We start from the raw sequence: 19,196 nt of genomic DNA, 5'->3' as shown, positions 1-19,196 counted from the left end.
TGATCCCGATCAACGCCCGGCGACGGCCGTCCGGCAGTCGGGCACGCCGAGACGGGGCGACTAGACTCGCTGGCAGCAGGGCTTGATCCAGGCCCCGACCACCAGCTGGTGGCATCGCCACGCGCAGAGCCGACCGTGAGGAACAGATGAGCGATCAGCGAGAGGTCATCGACTTTCTTTCCCGCGCCGAAAGTTACGGGCAGGCCGGCGACAGCGTCGAGCGCATCGACACCCATGGCTCGTTGATCTTTCTGTGCGGTGAACGCGCCTACAAGCTCAAGCGCGAGATTGCCTATGCTTCGCTGGACTTCCGGACGTTGCACAAACGCGAGCGCGCCTGCCATGCCGAGCTGCGCCTCAACCGGCGGACCGCGCCGGCCATCTACCTCGAGGCGCGTGCAGTTACTCGCGGCCGTGACGGTCGGCTCGCCTTTGGCGGAGACGGCGAAGTGCTCGACTGGGTCGTGGTCATGCGCCGATTCCCTCAATCGGCGCTGTTCGAGCGCATGGCGCTGGCTGGCCGGCTGACGCCCCCGTTGATGCAAGCGTTAGGCAAGGAAGTCGCCCGCTTCCATGCCGCAGCGGAACGCACGCCGGCATTCGGCGGCAGCGCCGGGATTCGTCAGGCGATCGAAAGCAATCACGTCGAACTGGCTCGCTACCGGCAACTGCTCGACGCATCCAGCGTAAATGCGTTGTATCGCGACCAGCTGGGTCTGCTCCGACAGCAGGCTGCCGAACTCGAGCGGCGGCGCCTGGCTGGCCAGGTACGACGCTGCCATGGCGACATGCGTCTGGCCAATATCTGCCTGTTCGCCGGCCACCCGACACTGTTCGATGGCATCGAGTTCAGCGACGAGATCGCCTGCATAGACGTGCTGCACGACCTCGCTTTCGTATTGATGGACCTGCAGCACCACGGGCTTGGTGAGCTCGCGCCGGTGGTGCTGCGGGCCTATCTGGACGAAAGCGGTGAGGCGGATGATTGCCTGCCGCTGCCACTGTTTCTCTCGGTTCGCGCAGCGACCCGCTGCTTTACCCTGGCCGGCAGCTCCCTGCGCCAGTCCTCTTCCGAGGCGGCGCAGGCGAAGGCCAGCCAAGCCCGCGCGCTCTTGCAGCAAGCACAGCTTTATCTGCTGGATCACCAGGCCCTGGGCCTGGGTTATCCGCAGCTGGCATCCGACCCATCTCATTCCACCAGGAGCCGCTCATGAACGCACACTCCCCTCTCCTGTTCGCCCTGCATGGCAGCCGCGATTACGCGACGCGGGTCGCGCGGCACCTGGGGCTCGTGCTGACCGATCTGGAAGAACGGGCCTTCGAAGATGGCGAGCACAAGACCCGGGCGCTGACGCCGGTGGAGAATCGCAAAGTTGTCGTCTTCCACGGCTTGTACGGTGACGACGAGCGCAGCGTGAACGACAAGCTCTGCCGCCTGCTGTTCTTCTGCGGCGCACTCAAGGATGCCGGCGCGCGGCACGTCCAGGTGGTCGCACCATACCTTTGCTACGCCCGCAAGGAGCGTCGCACGCAGTATCAGGACCCTATCATCACCCGCTACGTGGCTGCGCTGTTCGAAGCCTGTCGGGTCGACCGGCTGACCACGCTGGAGGTCCACAACGTCGCCGCGTTCGACAACGCGTTCCGCATCCCGACCCGGCACATCGAGAGCGCCGAACTGTTCGCTGGTCACTTCGCCGGCCTGCCCGGCGACATCGAGCTGGTAGCCGTTTCGCCCGATGCAGGAGGCGCCAAGCGCGCCGAGTCGTTTCGCCGCGCGCTGGAGCGACATACCGGGCGTGCGGTCGGCAGCGCCTACATGGAGAAGTACCGCAGCAACGACATCGTCACCGGCGCCATGCTGGTCGGCAAGGTGCGCGACCGGATCGCGGTGATCGTCGATGACTTGATCAGCACCGGCGGCACGCTGCTGCGCGCCGGGCAGGCGTGTCGGGATGCCGGCGCGCGGCAGGTACACGCCGCCGCCACGCACGGCCTGTTCACCGGTGGTTCCGAAGTAGTGGAAAGCCCGGTATTCGATGGGTTGGTCGTTGCCGATACGGTGCCCCCGTTCCGACTTGACCCAGCGCTCGTCGCACGCCGTCTGACCATTCTGGATAGCAGCGCATCGGTCGCCGCGGCACTCGCCGCCGAGTACCGCTGACGCCATGGTTGTGGTGTCCACGCTGCTCGCCGGCGAATTCTTGGCTACAGTCATGCAAGGAGCCAGGAACCGCCACGCACGTCCGGGGGACCGTCATGGATGCCACGTACAAGGCCTGCAAGACGTTGAGATGCCGCGAGTGCTCGCTGCGCCGAATATGCCTGCCGGCGACACTGGAGGATGCCGAACTGCAGTGCCTGGAAGCGATCATTCGGCACAACCGGCGTGTCGCCAGGCAGCAGAACCTGTACCGAGTGAATGAACCGGCCACTCACGTTTATGCATTGCGCAGTGGATCGCTCAAGACCTATCTGACCGGTAGCGATGGCAAGGAGCTGGTAACCGGCTTTGTTTTCCCCGGCGAACTGGTCGGCCTGGATGCGTTCGCCGGCGATCGTTGCGTCAACCATGCCATGGCGCTGGAGCCTTCACTGGTGTGTGCCATTCCGGTCGCGGCGCTCGAAGAATTGCTGACCAACAGCGCACGGCTGCGCAGCCGCGTGCTCAAGTCGATCAGCCATGAACTGCTCGTCGAACAGGCACACCTCAGGCATCACCGCGAGAGCGCTGCACAGCGCTTCGTTGCCTTCTTCCTCGAGATTTCCGCACGCTTCGCCCGGCGTGGGCTGTCGGCAACGAGGTTCACGCTGCCGATGACCAGAGCGGAGATCGGCAGCTACCTGGGCCTGACCACCGAAACGGTCAGTCGCCTGTTCACCCGCTACCGCCAATTGGGGCTGATCGAAAGCAACGGCCGTGACATCCGCCTGCTGGATATACGCTCTCTGTGGAATGCCTGCGAAACGGCACCACTGCGGCTGTCGTGCGTGGCCGAGTAAGACATGGCAGGCGGTTGACCCCCATCAAGGCTCCGTCCTGCCGCGACGCAATAATCGGAACCCTACCCTCCTTCGTCATGCGGCCTGCCTGTGACGAAGCTACAGCCTGCCGCAGCGGAGGTTTGCCTTGCAGTCCTACGAACTACCAGCAGAACGCCTTTATCACGCCTGCGATGACGGGCAGCTGGACTTCTCGACGACCGAGGAGCTGGCCGAACTCGACGAGACCCTCGGCCAGCAACGCGCCCTCGGCGCGCTCCACCTTGGCATCGGTATGCGACACGAGGGCTACAACCTCTACGTGATGGGCGCACCGGGGCTGGGTAAGCACGCGATCGTACGCAAGCTGTTGCAGCAGCGTTCGGCCGAGGCACCGCAGGCGCAGGACTGGTGCTACATCAACAACTTCCGAGCACCGCACAAGCCGCTGGTGCTCTGTGTTCCGGCCGGAACCGGCAACACGCTGCAAGCCGACATGCGCCGACTCATCCGCACCCTGCTCGGTGCTCTGCCCGCGGCATTCGACAGCGACGACTATCGCAATGCGGTGCAAGCCATCAAGGACGAGTTCAAGGCGCGCGAGGAAACCCTGTTCGGCTCGGTCAGCGAGCAAGCCCGCCAGGCGGGCATCATGCTGATGAGCACACCCAGCGGCTATACCCTGGCACCGCTGCTCAAGAGCGGCGAAGTGATGGGCCCGGCGGAGTACGAGCAGCTCTCTGCCGAAGAGAAGCAGCGCATCGAGCAGAGCAGCGAAACGCTGCGCCAGACGCTGCGCCAAGGGCTGCAGCTGATCGCTGGCTGGCATCGGGAGCACGACAAGCGTATCGAGCAACTCAATCAGGAGACCACCAGCGCCACGGTGGACATCCATATGGCGGAGCTCGAATCGCGCTATCGATCGCTTCCGGGTGTGATGACCTTTCTCGCCGAGGTCAAGCTGGACATCATCGAACGAGGCGAAGACCACTTTGCCAACGTCGAGCCCGACAAGGTGCTCGGCAGCCACCGGCTGACGCCATTCAACCGTTACTTCGTCAACGTGCTGGTCGATAATTCCGGCAGCAGCGGCGCGCCTCTGGTCTACGAGGATCATCCGAGCTACCAGAACCTGCTGGGTCGCATCGAGCATCTGGCGCAGATGGGCACCCTGCTTACCGACTTCACGCTGATCAAGAGCGGCGCCCTGCATCGCGCCAATGGCGGCTACCTGGTACTCGATGCGCGAAAGCTGTTGAGCCAGCCGTTCGCCTGGGAGGCACTGAAACGTGCGCTGCAGGCGCGCGAGTTGCGGCTGCAGTCACTCGAGCAGGTGCTCAGCATGGCCAGCACCATTTCCCTCGAGCCGGACCCGATTCCGCTGAACGTCAAGGTCGTGCTGGTCGGCGAGCGGCGCCTGTACTACCTGCTGAACCAGTACGATCCCGAGTTCGCACTGCTGTTCAAGGTCGAAGCGGATTTCGCCGAGGATTTCGAGCGCACCCCGCAGAACATCCTGCTGTACGCGCGACTGCTGGCGACACTGCAGCGAAGGGAGAAGCTCAAGCCGCTGGAACGCGGTGCCGTTGCGCGGTTGATCGAGCATGCCTCACGCCACGTCGACGACGCCGAGCGCTTGTCCCTGCACCTGGCCAGCATGCTCGATGTGCTGCGCGAGTCGGATTTCTGGGCGAACGAGCACGGTAGCGAGCTGATCCGCCGCGAGGACGTCGAACGCGCCCTGGCTGAATCCATCCACCGCGCCGATCAGATCCGCGAACGCATGCACGATGCGGTACTGCGCGATCTGCGACTGATCGAAACCAGCGGACGTGCCGTGGGCCAGATCAACGGGCTGGCCGTGGTGCAGCTGGGCAACCATGCCTTCGGCCATCCGGTCAGGATCACGGCGACCGCGCGGCTCGGCGATGGCAAGGTCATCGACATCGAGCGAGAGGTCGAGCTGGGCGGTGCACTGCATTCCAAGGGCGTGATGATCCTGTCCGCCTATCTGGCCAGTCGTTATTCGCCTGAAGCGCCGCTGTCGCTGGCCGCCAGTCTGGTCTTCGAACAATCCTACGGCCCGGTCGAGGGCGACAGTGCCTCGGTGGCCGAACTCTGCGTGCTGCAGTCCGCTCTGGCCGGGCTGCCGCTGCGCCAGGATCTGGCGATTACCGGATCGGTGAACCAGCACGGCAACGTCCAGGTGATCGGCGGCGTCAACGAGAAGATCGAAGGCTTCTTCGACATCTGCCGTGCCCGTGGGCTGAGCGGCACCCAGGGGGTGATCGTGCCGGCAGGTAACGTCAAACATCTGATGTTGCGTCAGGATCTGCTCGCCGCCGTTCGCCAGCAGCAGTTCCACATCTACGCGGTCAGCGATGTCGACCAGGCGATGGAGTTGCTCACCGGATTGCCCGCCGGCACCGCCGACGATACCGGGCGCTATCCGCCCGACACGCTGAACGCCGCCGTGCAGCACCGCCTGGATGAGCTCAGCGAGCTGCGTCGGCGCTACATCCAGAGCGCAGGTAACGGCCGTGATCAGCGCGACGCGTGATCCAGCTGCTCCACGCCGGGTGCTGCTGGCGCTGGAACCGGCGGGCATCAACCCGGGCTCGTTGCAGATCGCCGTGCAGCTGTCACGCACCCTGCGTGCCGAGCTGACCAGTCTGCTGCTGGAGGATGTGGCCCTGCTGCGCGCCGCCGCCCTGCCCTTTGCCAGGGAAATCAGCCACAGCGGCACCGAGCGCATGCTGGACCCGGCAACGCTCGAGCGCAGCCTTCGGGTGCGCGCGGACCGCTTGCGCGAAGAACTGGCCCGGCAGATCGGTCCCAGCGGGATCGCCTGGTCCCTGCGCAGTCTGCGCGGTCCAGGCCTCGAGACGCTGTTGAACGAGATCAGACAAAGCGACGTGACGGTATTCGGCCGCGCTCAACGGACGCCCTGGCGTACCCAGCCGCCAGATCGGCATGGCATGGTGCTCTACCGCCAACCGTCAGCCCTGCAGAACGCCGCTATCGCAATGCAATCGCTGGATCGGGATGGGCGCCTCCCTGGGCTGGCCTGGGAGGCGATGCGCTGGGCTGGCACGGAACAGTCGCTGCCGTTGCTGCGTCGCCGCCAGCCAACCCTGGTGCTGCTGGCCGGTGCCGCTGGCGATTGGTCCGCGGCGGAACTGCGACAGCTGACCGAGCATCTGGATTGTCCGATCCTGCTGATTCCGCCGTTCTGACCGGCCCACGCTGCCGCTGATCGATCACGTCGGCAACGGCGGTTCATGGTCCTGCTTGTCCGGCACCTCGATCATCGTGGCTTCGGTCAGCAACAGCACGCTGGCAATCGAGACGGCGTTCTCCAGCGCCACCCGCACGACCTTGGTGGGATCGATGATGCCCGCTTCGTACATGTCGACATAACGGTTCGCAGCCGCATCGAAGCCGATATCGCCAGGTTCGGCCAGCAGACGAGCGACCACCACGCCATCATCCACGGCGGAATTGTCGGCGATCGTGCGTACCGGGGCCTCCAGGGCCCGCCGCAATATCTGCAGCCCGGTTCGCTCATCACCCTCGGCCTTGGCTTCCTCTGCGCTGAGCGCCGGGACGCCGCGTAGCAGCGCGAGCCCGCCACCCGGCACGATGCCCTCGGACATGGCCGCCTTGGTCGCGGAAATGGCGTCATCGAGGGCATCCTTGCGGGCCTTCATTTCCGACTCGGTCGGTGCACCGACGCGAATTACCGCAACCCCGCCGGACAGCTTCGCCAGGCGCTCCTGCAGCTTGTCGCGATCGTAGTCGCTGGTAGTCTTTTCAATCTGCGTGCGGATCTGCTGCATGCGCGCATCAATTGCCGAGCGGTCGCCCGCGCCGCCAATCAGCGTCGTATGCTCGCGATCGACCACCACGCGCTGGACGTGACCGAGCTGCTCGATCGCGATCTGTTCCAGGGCAATACCGAGATCAGCCGACACCACTTGCGCATCAGTGAGCACCGCGATGTCCTGGATCATGTCCTTGCGTCGGTCACCGAAGCCGGGCGCCTTCACGGCAACCACCCGCAGCACCCCGCGGATATGGTTGACGATCAGCGTCGCCAGCGCCTCTCCTTCGATGTCCTCGGCGATCAGCAGCAACGGCCGACCGCTCTTGGCGATGGTTTCCAGCAGGGGTATGAGGTCCTTGAGCAGTCCGACCTTCTGCTCGCAGAGAAGCACGAACGCGTCTTCCAGCACGGCCTCCATCTTCTCGCTGTCTGTGATGAAGTACGGCGAAACGTAGCCGCGATCGAACTGCATACCTTCGACCACGTCGAGTACGGTCTCGGTGGTCTTGGATTCCTCGACGGTGATGACGCCCTCGTTCCCGACCCGTTCCATGGCATCGGCCACCAGCTCGCCGGTTTCCGGGTCGTTGTGCGCGGAGATGGCGGCGATCTGCGCCTTTTCCTTGCGCGTCCGGATTTCACGAGACTGCTGATGGAGCGATTCGACCGTCACGCGCAGCCCCCTGTCGAGCCCGCGCTTGATGTCGATGGCACTGGCGCCCGCCACGACGTTGCGAATGCCCTCGGTGAGGATGGCATGAGCCAGAACCGTCGCCGTGCTGGTGCCATCGCCCACGGCATCGCCTGTCCGCTCGGCAGCCTGACGCAGCATCTGTGCACCCAGGTTTTCCTCGGGGTCTTCGAGCTTGACCAGTTTGGCGATCGTGACACCGTCGTTGCACACTCTCGGCGCACCATAGACGCTCTGGATCAGAACCGATTTCGATTTTGGGCCGAGGGTGATGCGGATCGCCTCGGCGAGTTGGTTGGCGCCGTGCAGCACTTTTTCGCGAGCGGCACTGCGAAACAGAAGCTTGGTATGGCTCATCGAACGCATCCTCCTGGGCATTGCCAGCAGCTTTGTTCAGAGTAGGCGCGCCGTGTTTGATCGGAATCAACGTCCGGTCTGTACGGGAGAACTGCCGGGTTGCACCAAGCGGCGTAATATGGCGCTTCTCTCAACCGGAACTGGAGTATTCACATGCTGCTTCGCTTACTGGCCGCAGGCGCCTTGACCGTGCTCTGCCAGCCTGCCTTCGCGCAGGATCACCACCATGATCACGCCCCGACGCAAGCAGCCCCCAGCGAGCTGGTGGTCAGCCAGGCCTGGTCGCGGGCGATGCCCCCCAGTGCACCCACGGGCGCGGTGTACTTCGTGCTGGAGAATCGTGGCGAACGAGCGCACAAGCTGGTCGGGGCGCAGACTCCGCGGGCCCAGAAAACCGAGCTGCATACCCATGTCCATCAGGGCGACATGATGAAGATGCAGCAGATTCCGTCGGTCGAGGTGCCGGCCGCGGGCAAGGTGGAATTCAAGCCCGGTGGCAACCATGTGATGCTGTTCGGGCTCAAGCAACCGCTGGTGGCCGGCGAGAGCTTCCCGATCACACTGCAGTTCGAAAACGGCAGCGAGCTCACCGCCGAGGTCAGCATCGAGGAAGACGCCCCGGTCAGTGGCGGCTCGGCATCAGGCCATCACCACTGAGCGTCGGCCAAGGGCATGCGACTGACCATGCCCTTGACCCGCTTCAGACAGCTGCAGGCGTACGCATGGTGACGAATTCTTCCGCTGCGGTCGGGTGGATGCCCATTGTGTCATCGAACACCTGCTTGGTGGCGCCGGCCTTCAGCGCCACGGCCAACCCCTGCATGATCTCCCCAGCCTCCGGCCCGGCCATGTGGCAGCCAAGCACGCGGTCGGTTTCGGCTTCCACCACCAGCTTCATCAGGCTTCTTTCCAGGCTGTCGGTCATGGTCAGCTTCATCGGTCTGAAGCGACTCTCGAAGATGGTGACCTTGTAGCCCTGCTCACGGGCTTCTTCCTCGGTCAGCCCTACGGTTGCCATGTTCGGCAGGCTGAACACGGCCGTCGGGATGGTGGAGTAATCGACCTTGCGGTACTGCTCGGGCTTGAACAGTCGACGGGCGACCGCCATGCCTTCGGCAAGCGCAACCGGGGTCAGCTGTACGCGACCGATCACGTCGCCGATCGCCAGGATCGAAGACACCGAGGTGCGGTACTCGTCATCCACTGCGATGAAGCCACGCGCATCCAGCGCCACGCCGGCTGTTTCGAGGCCCAGACCTTCGATCATCGGGCGGCGGCCGGTGGCGTAGAAGATGCAGTCCGCTTCCAGGGTACGGCCGTCTTCCAGGGTGGCGCGCAGGCTGCCGTCGGCCAGCTTGTCGATATGAACGATGTCGGCGTTGAACTGCAGGTCCACGCCCTTCTTGATCATCTCGTCTTTCAGATGGTCGCGTAGCGAGCCATCGAAGCCGCGCAGGAACAGCTCCCCACGGTAGAGCAGCTTGGTGTCGGCGCCACAGCCGTGGAAGATCGAGGCGAACTCGACTGCGATATAGCCGCCGCCCACCACCAATACCCGACGCGGCAAGGCATCCAGATAGAAGGCCTCGTTGGAGGTGATGGCATGCTCACGACCCGGAATCTCCGGTACGTGCGGCCAGCCGCCGGTGGCGATCAGAATGTGCTCGGCGCTGTAGCGCTTGCCGTCGACTTCGACGGTATGCGCATCGACCAGCCGCGCATGCGCCTGCAGCAGGGTCACGCCGCTGTCCACCAGGATGCTGCGATAGATGCCGTTCAGGCGCTGAATCTCGCGATCCTTGTTGGCGATCAGGGTTTTCCAGTCGAAGGTTGCGCCGTCGATGGTCCAGCCATAGCCCTGAGCCTGGCCGAAGTCCTCGGCATAATGCGCGCCGTAGACCAGCAGTTTCTTCGGCACGCAGCCGACATTGACACAGGTACCGCCCAGATAACGGCTCTCGGCAACCGCTACTCTTGCACCGAAACCAGCCGCGAAGCGCGCCGCCCGAACACCACCGGAACCTGCGCCGATGACGAATAGATCGAAGTCGTAAGCCATGTAGAGTTGTCTCCTTGTCTAGCGAACAGCATAACCCAGGCTTCTGACCCGATTCACCGAAGGAGTGCCGCATGCGCCCTACCCTGACTCACCTGGCTCTGCATGTGCCCGATCTGGACGCCTGCATTGCGTTCTACGCACGCTTTTGTGGCATGCGGGTGTTCCACGAGCGGCCCGGCAAAGGGTCGCGCATCGTCTGGATGGCCGAGCCCGGCAAGGAGAGCGAGTTCATCTTCGTGATCATGCCTGGCGGCGCGGATCGCGCGTTGGCAGCGAACGACTACAGCCATTTCGGCTTCGCGATGGCCAGTCGAGAGGAGGTCGATGCGGTCGCCGAGTTGGCGCGCGAGGACGGTTGCCTGATCTGGGAACCGCGCGACGAGCCGTATCCGGTGGGTTACTACTGCGGCGTGCGCGACCCTGCGGGCAACTATGTCGAATTCAGCTATGGGCAGCCGCTCGGGCCGGGTGCCGAAGCGTTGCCGGCACCCTGAAACGAACGGGCCACCCTGAGGTGGCCCGATGGGTTCAGAACGCCTTACCGGTCAGGTAGAAGTTCTGGTAGCAGAAGTTGGTCGCCTCGATGTATCCCTCGGCGCTACCGCAGTCGAAACGCTGACCCTTGAATTTGTAGGCCAGCACGCAACCATCCTGCGCCTGCTTCATCAGCGCATCGGTGATCTGGATCTCGCCGCCCTTGCCCGGTTCGGTCTGTTCGATCAGATCGAAGATGTCCGGCGTCAGGATGTAGCGACCAATGATCGCCAGGTTCGACGGAGCGTCCTCCGGCTTAGGCTTCTCCACCATGTGGCTGACGCGGAAGATATCGTCGCGGATCATTTCACCGGCGATCACGCCGTACTTGCTGGTTTCCTCCGGCGGTACTTCCTGGATCGCGACGATGGAACAGCGGAACTGGTTGTACAGCTTGACCATCTGCGCCAGTACTGGATCGCCGTCCAGGTTGATGCACAGGTCGTCCGCCAGCACCACGGCGAACGGCTCGTCACCGATCAGCGGGCGGCCGCTGAGGATGGCATGGCCCAGGCCTTTCATTTCCACCTGGCGGGTATAGGAAAAGCTGCACTCGTCGATCAGGCGCCGAATACCGACCAGGTATTTTTCCTTGTCGGTGTTGCGGATCTGATGTTCGAGCTCATAGCTGATATCGAAGTGGTCTTCCAGCGAGCGCTTGCCGCGTCCGGTAACCATGGCGATCTGCGTGAGCCCTGCAGCAAGCGCTTCCTCGACCCCGTACTGGATCAGAGGCTTGTTCACCACCGGCAGCATTTCCTTGGGCATGGCTTTGGTTGCAGGAAGAAAACGTGTGCCATATCCGGCAGCAGGAAAAAGGCATTTCTTGATCATGTGAGTCCTTGAAATAAAGGTTCCAGTCGATGCACTGCCATCGAGAACAGCAGCTGCCTTGCGGTGTCATCCGGCCATGCCGGCGTAGAGCCTACGACCATCGTTTTCTATCGGGGTTCGCAGCGAACTCGGTTGCTGATGCAGATAGTGTGCCTGCGCTACGCGGGGTCACTTCGCCGTCTCGGCGGCGGCCACGCTAATGGCGGTCTGACATTCTGTAAAGTCACCGGATAGTGTTTTTTCACGCCTCCTTCGCGCCCGTCGTCGCCGTCATACAACTCCTATATGCATAGCTGTCGCTCATTACACTTTTGTAGCAGTCATCAGCGTAACCAGGCCGTTCGACTTATGACCTGAGTCAGGGAAATGTGCAATTGCACCGTTGTCGGTCGGCCGTTTCGCTCGATCGTGCCGGAAAAGCAATACCATAGTCGCGCCCTGTAATGGCGCATAGCTATTACCCACCTCGGATCTTCAAGAATCCCGGTAAGTCGCCGATACGAGCTTCAGATTGCTCAGTTCGTTGCTGCGTCGTCGTGGGAAACCAATAAAACAATAGTGCAGTGGCAGTTACCTTCCGCGTGGCAGTAGTACTAAGGAAAACCATGAACAACTCCGCCCCTCGACAAATGTCCGTGCAGACAAAGATCAACCTGGCGCTGGTGCTGGTGCTGGTGGCAATCATGTCTGCCTCGCTGTTCTTCTCTGCCAGTACCGAAAAGCGCCTGGTGCTCCAGGTTGTCGAGCAGCAGACCAAGGATGCCGCCGACTCCTATTTCGATAGCATCAACACCATGATGCTCACCGGCACCATGGCGCAGCGTGAAGTGCTGCGGAACAAGATCCTCGCGCGTCCGGGTGTTATCGATGCGCGCATCATTCGCGGCGATGAGGTCACCAAGGTATTCGGGCCGGGATATGACCACCAGGCGCCTGTCGATGCCCTGGACCGCCGCGCCTTGGGCGGCGAGGAGATCATCGAGGTCAACGAGCAGAACGGCGGCCGTGTGCTGACGGTGATCAACCCGATCCTGGCGCACGCCGACTACCGGGGCACCAACTGCCTGACTTGCCACCAGGTCGGCGAGAACACGGTAATGGGCGCAGTGCGCATCAGCTACGACCTCAAGGCACTCGACCAGGAAGTGGATCGCAACATCATGATCAGCGGCGGGATTCAGCTGCTCCTGCTGTTCATCGGCGTGGTGGTGATGTGCCTGACCGTGCGCCACGTAATCATTCGCCGCATCACTGCCATGCGCCACACCATGAATACCATGGCCGAGGATGAAGACCTCAGCCGCAGCGTCGAAGTGGGTGCGAAGGACGAGATCGGCGCGATGGGCGATGCCTTCAACCGCATGATCGGCAAGTTCCGCCATAGCCTTGAGGCTGTCGCGGGCGTTACCCACCAGCTCAGCGATGTCTCCGGGCGGGTCTCCCATGTGGCAGAGAAAACCCTGGCCGCCGTCAACGAGCAGCGCAACGAAACCGACATGGTCGCCTCGGCGATGAATGAAATGAGCGCAACGGTTCAGGAGGTCGCGCGCAACGCCAGTCAGACTGCAAGCGCGTCCACCGGAGCGGATACCGAGTCCAAGGCCGGCGTGAAGGTGGCGACCGAAGCGCTCGACGGTATCGAAGTGCTGATCGCCGAGATCGAGAAGGCGGCTCAAGTAATCCAGCGCGTCGAGAGCGACAGCGCCAGCATCGACATGGTGCTCGGCGTGATTAACGGCATTGCCGAGCAGACCAACCTGCTGGCGCTGAACGCCGCAATCGAAGCTGCCCGCGCCGGCGAGCAGGGCCGTGGCTTTGCGGTGGTGGCTGACGAGGTGCGCACCCTCGCCTCGCGCACGCAGAAGTCTACCGAGGAAATCCAGGCGATGATCGAGCAGCTGCAAGGCGGCGTGCGCAATGCCGTACAGGCAATGAAGGAAGCGCAGCTGCGCGCGCGCTCCGGCTCGGAATGCGTCGAGAAGGCTGCACAGAGCCTGGGCGTGATCGCCGACGAAGTGGGCACCATCAACGAGATGAACACCCAGATCGCCACAGCCGCCGAACAACAGAGCGCTGTCGCCGAAGAGATCAATCGCAACATCACCACCATCAGCCGCATCGCCGACACCACGTCGGCCGACGCGACGCAGACCTCGGAGATCAGCGAAGAGCTGGTGCGCCTGGCCACCGAACTGAATCGTCTGGTCGGCCAGTTCAAGCTCTGAACACGAGCGCGAGGCCGACCATGGCCTCGCTCCCTTGGCGTCTGTTATTCCGGACCCGCCCAACGGCGCGGTCCGGGACGCTATTCTTGATCTGAGACAGTCGGCGCGCAGGCGCGAATCGTCCATAATCCGCGCCCATGATCTGCCTGAGCCGGACACACCCAAGGGTGACACCGCGTTCCGCACCGACTCCGAATTCAACCCTTAGGTGAAACGAACAATGGACCAACTGCCGAGCTTCAACCGGGCCCTGGTCGAGAAATACGACCGTCCCGGTCCGCGCTACACCTCCTACCCCACTGCCCCGCAGTTCCATCAGGCCTTCGCCGAGGACGACTACCGCGCTGCCGCTGCGCGCAGCAATCAGGCGCAGCCGCCCAAGCCGCTGTCGGTGTACATCCACATCCCGTTCTGCAAGAGCCTGTGCTACTACTGCGCCTGCAACAAGATCATCACCCACAAGACCGAGCGCGCCGTCGAGTACCTCGAGTACCTCAAGCGCGAGATCGCAATGCAGGGCGCGCTGTTCGACCGCTCACGCAAGCTGACGCAGCTGCACCTGGGCGGCGGCACACCGACCTATTTCACCAGCGAGCAGCTGGCCGACCTGATGGCGAGCCTGCATCAGGCGTTCAACATGGATGACAGCGACAGCCACGAGTTCTCCCTTGAGGTGGACCCGCGGACCGTCACCCCGGAGCAGATCCATGGCTTGCGCAAGCTCGGCTTCAACCGCCTGAGCTTCGGCGTGCAGGACTTCGACGAGCAGGTGCAGATCGCCGTCAACCGCATCCAGACTGAAGAGCAGACCCGCGAACTGGTTCAGGCCGCCCGTGACGCCCGCTTCAAGTCGGTCAGCGTCGACCTGATCTACGGCCTGCCGCTGCAGACCGTGGCCAGTTTCGATGCCACGCTGAGCAAGATCATCGACATCCGCCCGGACCGCATCGCCGCCTACAGCTACGCGCACCTGCCGGATCTGGTGCGCGCGCAGAAGCTGATTCGCCCCGAAGACATGCCGCCGCCCGAGCGCAAACTGGAACTGCTGGAGCTGACCATTCAGCGCCTGACCGCTGCTGGCTACGTCTACATCGGCATGGACCACTTCTCGCTACCCGAGGACGAGCTGACCCTGGCCCGCGCCAACGGCACGCTGCAGCGCAACTTCCAGGGCTACTCCACCCATGCCGACTGCGACCTGATCGGGCTGGGCATTTCCTCCATCGGCAAGGTCGCCGACAGCTACAGCCAGAACGTCAAGGAGCTCTCGCAGTACTACGCGCGACTGAACGACGGCATGCTGCCGGTGCACCGTGGTTACAAGCTGAGCGACGACGATCGGCTGCGCCGCGACGTGATCGTCTCGTTGATGTGCCATGGGCGTATCGATTACCGGCAGATCGAACAGAAGCACGGCATCGACTTCCGCAGCTATTTTGCCGACTCGCTGGCCAAACTGGCCGAGCCGGTCGCCGATGGTCTGGTGGAGCTGCGTGACGATGCGCTGATTTTGCTGCCGCAGGGCCAGCTGATGATGCGCAACGTCGCCATGGCCTTCGATGCCTATCTCGGTGGCGAGCAACGCGGACGCTTCTCGCGCACCGTCTGATCCTTCCATCGCGTCCGGGGCGGCACCCACGCCGCCCCTTCCGCTGATCACCGGCCATTGCCAAATACCGCTCGAACTGTATAAATAGCCAGCTTTCGAGCGGGCCGCCCGCGCCCCAGTTTTACCGGATGTGCGATGCGTCAGGCCCTGGAAAACCCCTTCTACTATCTCGACAACTTTCAGCAGGTCCTGGCCTGGGTGGACCAGCATCATGGCGACCTGCTGGACGACGCCGAGCGCGCTTTCATCGGGCGTTTCGCTCTGTTGCCGCAGGCGTCCCAGGCATTGCTGGTGCGCATGGTGATGCGCAAGGGCGCGCTGTTCCGGGCCAGCAAACTGCACTATGGGGAGATCGGCTGTCCACGTCGGGCGGCAGCGCCATTGATCGAGCAGGGCTGGATCGATGCCGAGCGTGAGCTGACGCTGGAACAGCTGTTCGGCCTGCTGACCAAGGGCGAACTGGTGCAGCTGTTCGGCGCCACGAACTCGGCCGGCCTGCGCAAGGCCGAGCTGTTCGAAAGGCTGCGCGCCGACCATGACCTGGCCAAGCCCTTCGGGCAATGGTGGGCGGGCTCCGAGGACGCGGTGTACAGCCTGTGCATCGACGAACTCTGCGAGCGGCTGCGCCTGCTGTTCTTCGGCAATATCCATCAGGACTGGTCGGAGTTCGTGCTGGCTGATCTGGGCGTTTATCGCTACGAGCAGGTGTCCTTTTCCCCCGCCTCACGAGCGTTCAGTTCGTGTGCCGAGCTGGACGCCTACCTGCATCTGCATCGCTGTCGCGAGGGCTTCGATGCCGGCGAGCCACTGGCGGAGATCCTGGCGGCTGTACCAGCCGCGCCGTTCGGCAATGCCTGGCTGGAAAGCCGCCGCGGCAAACTGCTGCTGCGCATCGGCCAGCAGTTCGAGCGGCTGGGCGAGCTCGACGAGGCCCTGCGCGTGCACGCGTCCAACAGCTATCCCGGTGCGCGTGAGCGGGCAATTCGTGTATTGGAGCGCGCCGGCCAGCCAGCGGCGGCGCTGGATCTGTTGCTTCAGGCCCGGGCCGCGCCGGAAAGCGAACATGAAGTGCAGCAACTGCAGCGCATCCTGCCACGTCTGCAACGCAGCCTGGGCATCCCGACCGAACGTGTACGCAGCCGCAAACCGGAACAGCTCGACCTGATCCTGCCGAGGCCTACCTGCAGCGTCGAGCAGGCGGTGCGCGAGCATCTGACGAGGCCGGATGCGCCCGTGTATTACGTGGAGAACGCCCTGGTCGGCTCGCTGTTCGGCCTGCTCTGCTGGGACGCGATCTTCGCGCCGTTGCCGGGCGCGTTCTTTCACCCGTTCCACTGGGCGCCGGCCGACCTGAACCGCGCGGACTTCCACCAGCGCCGCGCCGATCTGTTCGCCGCCTGCCTGGCCTGCCTCGACAGCGACGACTACCGTGACTGCATCTGGCGCACCTTCCAGGCGAAACTCGGCATCCATAACGCGTTTGTCGCCTGGGGCCTGCTCGACGAACAACTGTTGGCGCAGGCGCTGGACTGCATTCCCGCCGCGCACCTGAAGCTGCTGTTCCAGCGCATCCTGGCGGACGTCACTGGCAATCGCACCGGCCTGCCGGACCTGATCCAGCTGTGGCCGGAAGCGCGCCGCTATCGCATGATCGAAGTGAAGGGCCCAGGCGATCGCCTGCAGGACAACCAGAAGCGCTGGATCGACTACGCCCATCAGCACGGTTTGCCCATTGCGGTCTGCCATGTCCAGTGGGCCGAGGCCATGGCGTGAGCTATCGGGTCGCAGTGCGCGCGCTCTGCGAATTCACCGCCAAGGTCGGCGATCTGGATCTGCGCTTCACGCCCTCGCCCACCGCGCTGGAAGGCATCGCCGGGCACGCCCAGGTCACCGCCAGGCGTGGCGACGGCTACGAGCGCGAGATCGCTCTGGAGGGGCAATACGGGCAACTGAGCGTGCGAGGCCGTGCCGATGGCTACGACCCGGCGCGCAATCGCCTGGAAGAGATCAAGACCTTTCGCGGCGACCTAGAGCGCCAGCCCGCCAATCATCGCCAGTTGCATTGGGCGCAGGCGAAGATCTATGGCTGGCTGCTGTGTCAGACACGCGGGCTCGATGAACTCGAACTGGCACTGGTCTATTTCGACGTCACCAGCCACAAGGAAACGCTGTTCGTCGAGCGTCACACCGCAGCACGGCTGCGCGTGTTCTTCGAGACCCAGTGTCAGGCGTTCATCGACTGGGCCGAACAGGAAATGGCCCACCGCGCTGCGCGCGACCAAGCACTTTCCGCCCTGCGCTTTCCCCACGAGGAATTTCGTACCGGCCAGCGGCAACTGGCCGAGGCGGTGTACAAGGCTGCCTGCACGGGCACCACGCTCATGGCGCAGGCGCCTACCGGCATCGGCAAGACGCTGGGCACCCTGTTCCCGCAGCTCAAGGCATTTCCGGGGCAGCGGCTGGACAAGCTGTTCTTTCTCGCCGCCAAGACGTCCGGCCGACGCCTGGCACTGGATGCGTTGCAGACGCTGCAACGCAACGCCAAGCATGGATTGCGGGTACTGGAGTTGGTGGCGCGCGAAAAGACCTGCGAACACCCGGACAAGGCCTGTCATGGCGAATCCTGCCCGCTGGCCCGCGGCTTCTACGACCGCCTGCCCGCGGCGCGGGCCGCCGCGCTGGGGCAGGTCCAGCTCGACCAGGCTGCCCTGCGCGAAGTGGCGCTTGCCCATCAGGTCTGTCCCTATTACCTCAGCCAAGAGCTGGCACGCTGGGCGGACGTGGTGGTCGGTGACTACAACTACTACTTCGATAGCAGCGCCCTCCTCCACGGCCTGACGCTGGCCAACGACTGGCGCATCTGCCTGCTGGTGGACGAGGCGCACAACCTGATCGATCGGGCGCGCGGCATGTACAGCGCCGAACTCGATCAGCGCGCCTTCGCCGGCCTCGGCAGGCAGGCGCCAGCGCCCTTGAAGCGGCTGCTGGGGCGCGTGCAGCGCTGCTGGAACGAGCTGCATCGCGAACAGCTGGCGGACTATCAGGTACAACCGGAGTTGCCGCTCAAGCTGCTGGGTGCGCTGCAGCAGGCGGTCAGCGCCATCACCGACTACCTGGGCGAGCAACCCGCAGGGCTGGATGCGGAGCTGCAAAGGGCCTATTTCGACGCCATGCATTTCTGCCGTGTCGCCGAGCTGTTCGGTGAACACTCGCTGTTCGACATCAGCCTGTTGCCGGCGACTGCTCGCAGCAAGGTCCGTCGCTCGATCCTTTGCCTGCGCAATGTGGTTCCCGCCCCCTTTCTGGCTCCCCGCCTGGCACAGGCGCGTTCCAGTGTGCTGTTCTCCGCCACGCTGAGCCCGCGCAGGTTCCACGCCGACATGCTGGGCCTGCCCGCCGGCAGCGCCTGGATCGATGTCGAGTCGCCGTTCCAGAGCCGGCAACTGCGCGTCTGCCTGGCCGAGCATGTTTCGACCCGTTATCAGCACCGGCAGGCCTCGCTGGGCGCCGTGGTCGAACTGATTGCCCGTCAATATCGCGAGCGTCCCGGCAACTACCTGGCCTTCTTCAGCAGCTTCGATTACCTGCAACAGGTCACCGTGCTGCTGCGCGAGCAGTGCCCGGACGTACCCTTCTGGGAGCAGACCCGCGGCATGCAGGAAGCGGCACGCAATGCCTTTCTCGATCGCTTTACCGAACACAGCGAAGGAATCGGTTTCGCCGTGCTTGGCGGCGCCTTCGCCGAAGGTATCGACCTGCCTGGCCAGCGCCTGATCGGTGCCTTCGTCGCGACCCTTGGCCTGCCGCAGGTCAACCCGGTCAACGAACAATTCAAGATACGGCTCGACGAGCTGTTCGGGCGCGGCCACGGTTATGACTACACCTATCTCTACCCCGGCTTGCAGAAGGTCGTGCAGGCCGCCGGCCGAGTGATCCGCACACAGCAGGACGAGGGCGTCGTGCATCTGATCGACGATCGTTTTGGCCGTCCACAGGTGCGTCGTCTGCTGCCCGGGTGGTGGGCATTGTCTGGCAGTTCTGGTGGCTGAACGCCGGTCGTTCTGGTTGCATGGGCCTCG

The 19,196-nt window shown here is 63.8% G+C and carries 14 protein-coding genes; 11 read left to right on the top strand and 3 right to left on the bottom strand.

What is annotated here, in order from left to right:
- Positions 1-146: 146 nt before the first annotated feature.
- The 5 genes from OUY36_RS11120 to OUY36_RS11100 all read left to right on the top strand — a co-directional run bounded on the left by OUY36_RS11120 (position 147) and on the right by OUY36_RS11100 (position 6,218).
- Positions 147-1,214 carry a phosphotransferase gene (locus OUY36_RS11120; protein ID WP_267934362.1) on the top strand — a complete coding sequence of 356 codons (1,068 nt, stop codon included), beginning with the start codon at positions 147-149 and terminating at the stop codon, positions 1,212-1,214.
- The gene (locus OUY36_RS11115; RefSeq protein ID WP_267934361.1) at positions 1,211-2,164 is read left to right on the top strand and encodes a ribose-phosphate diphosphokinase; all 954 of its coding nucleotides are present in this window, start codon (positions 1,211-1,213) and stop codon (positions 2,162-2,164) included. Before OUY36_RS11120 ends, OUY36_RS11115 begins: the two co-directional genes overlap by 4 nt.
- 95 nt (positions 2,165-2,259) lie before the next feature.
- The gene (locus tag OUY36_RS11110) at positions 2,260-3,003 is read left to right on the top strand and encodes a cyclic nucleotide-binding domain-containing protein (protein WP_267934360.1); all 744 of its coding nucleotides are present in this window, start codon (positions 2,260-2,262) and stop codon (positions 3,001-3,003) included.
- 127 nt (positions 3,004-3,130) lie between these two features.
- A complete protein-coding gene (locus OUY36_RS11105; protein ID WP_267938084.1) occupies positions 3,131-5,542 on the top strand; it encodes a Lon protease family protein in 2,412 nt (803 codons plus the stop codon).
- The gene (locus OUY36_RS11100) at positions 5,523-6,218 is read left to right on the top strand and encodes a hypothetical protein (protein WP_156245846.1); all 696 of its coding nucleotides are present in this window, start codon (positions 5,523-5,525) and stop codon (positions 6,216-6,218) included. Before OUY36_RS11105 ends, OUY36_RS11100 begins: the two co-directional genes overlap by 20 nt.
- A 24-nt stretch (positions 6,219-6,242) precedes the next feature.
- Here OUY36_RS11100 and groL read toward each other — a convergent pair whose 3' ends face one another.
- Entirely contained in the window at positions 6,243-7,856 is a 1,614-nt protein-coding gene (gene groL / locus OUY36_RS11095; RefSeq protein WP_267938083.1) for a chaperonin GroEL, read from the bottom strand.
- A gap of 153 nt (positions 7,857-8,009) precedes the next feature.
- Between groL and OUY36_RS11090 the strand changes: the two genes are divergently transcribed.
- A complete protein-coding gene (locus OUY36_RS11090; RefSeq protein ID WP_267938082.1) occupies positions 8,010-8,513 on the top strand; it encodes a copper chaperone PCu(A)C in 504 nt (167 codons plus the stop codon).
- Between the two features lie 43 nt (positions 8,514-8,556).
- Here the strand turns inward: OUY36_RS11090 and gorA are convergent, their stop codons facing one another.
- Positions 8,557-9,915 (bottom strand): glutathione-disulfide reductase, encoded by a 1,359-nt coding sequence (gene gorA, locus OUY36_RS11085; protein ID WP_267938081.1) that lies wholly within the window; start codon positions 9,913-9,915, stop codon positions 8,557-8,559.
- A 71-nt stretch (positions 9,916-9,986) separates the two neighbouring features.
- Between gorA and OUY36_RS11080 the strand changes: the two genes are divergently transcribed.
- The gene (locus OUY36_RS11080; protein WP_267938080.1) at positions 9,987-10,409 is read left to right on the top strand and encodes a VOC family protein; all 423 of its coding nucleotides are present in this window, start codon (positions 9,987-9,989) and stop codon (positions 10,407-10,409) included.
- Between the two features lie 34 nt (positions 10,410-10,443).
- On the opposite strand, the gene galU is transcribed toward OUY36_RS11080, so the two are convergent.
- Positions 10,444-11,283, bottom strand: coding sequence for a UTP--glucose-1-phosphate uridylyltransferase GalU (gene galU, locus OUY36_RS11075; RefSeq protein ID WP_011913243.1), 840 nt, complete (start codon positions 11,281-11,283; stop codon positions 10,444-10,446).
- 605 nt (positions 11,284-11,888) lie between these two features.
- Here galU and OUY36_RS11070 point away from each other — a divergent pair.
- The 4 genes from OUY36_RS11070 to OUY36_RS11055 all read left to right on the top strand — a co-directional run bounded on the left by OUY36_RS11070 (position 11,889) and on the right by OUY36_RS11055 (position 19,166).
- Positions 11,889-13,508: a methyl-accepting chemotaxis protein gene (locus OUY36_RS11070; protein WP_200593754.1), complete on the top strand. Its 1,620-nt coding sequence runs from the start codon at positions 11,889-11,891 to the stop codon at positions 13,506-13,508.
- 220 nt (positions 13,509-13,728) lie between these two features.
- Positions 13,729-15,117 carry an oxygen-independent coproporphyrinogen III oxidase gene (gene hemN, locus OUY36_RS11065; RefSeq protein WP_011913241.1) on the top strand — a complete coding sequence of 463 codons (1,389 nt, stop codon included), beginning with the start codon at positions 13,729-13,731 and terminating at the stop codon, positions 15,115-15,117.
- A gap of 135 nt (positions 15,118-15,252) precedes the next feature.
- Positions 15,253-16,890: a VRR-NUC domain-containing protein gene (locus tag OUY36_RS11060; RefSeq protein WP_267938078.1), complete on the top strand. Its 1,638-nt coding sequence runs from the start codon at positions 15,253-15,255 to the stop codon at positions 16,888-16,890.
- Complete coding sequence (locus OUY36_RS11055; protein ID WP_267938077.1) at positions 16,887-19,166, top strand: ATP-dependent DNA helicase; 2,280 nt, start codon at positions 16,887-16,889, stop codon at positions 19,164-19,166. The genes OUY36_RS11060 and OUY36_RS11055 overlap by 4 nt, the downstream gene beginning before the upstream one ends.
- The last annotated feature ends 30 nt before the right edge of the window (positions 19,167-19,196 follow it).

It is taken from the genome of Stutzerimonas sp. R40042 (genome assembly GCF_026642215.1).
GTDB classification, from domain to species: Bacteria; Pseudomonadota; Gammaproteobacteria; order Pseudomonadales; family Pseudomonadaceae; genus Stutzerimonas; species Stutzerimonas frequens.
Note: the sequence above shows the minus strand (reverse complement) of the source record. Positions and strands in the feature narration are given on the sequence as shown.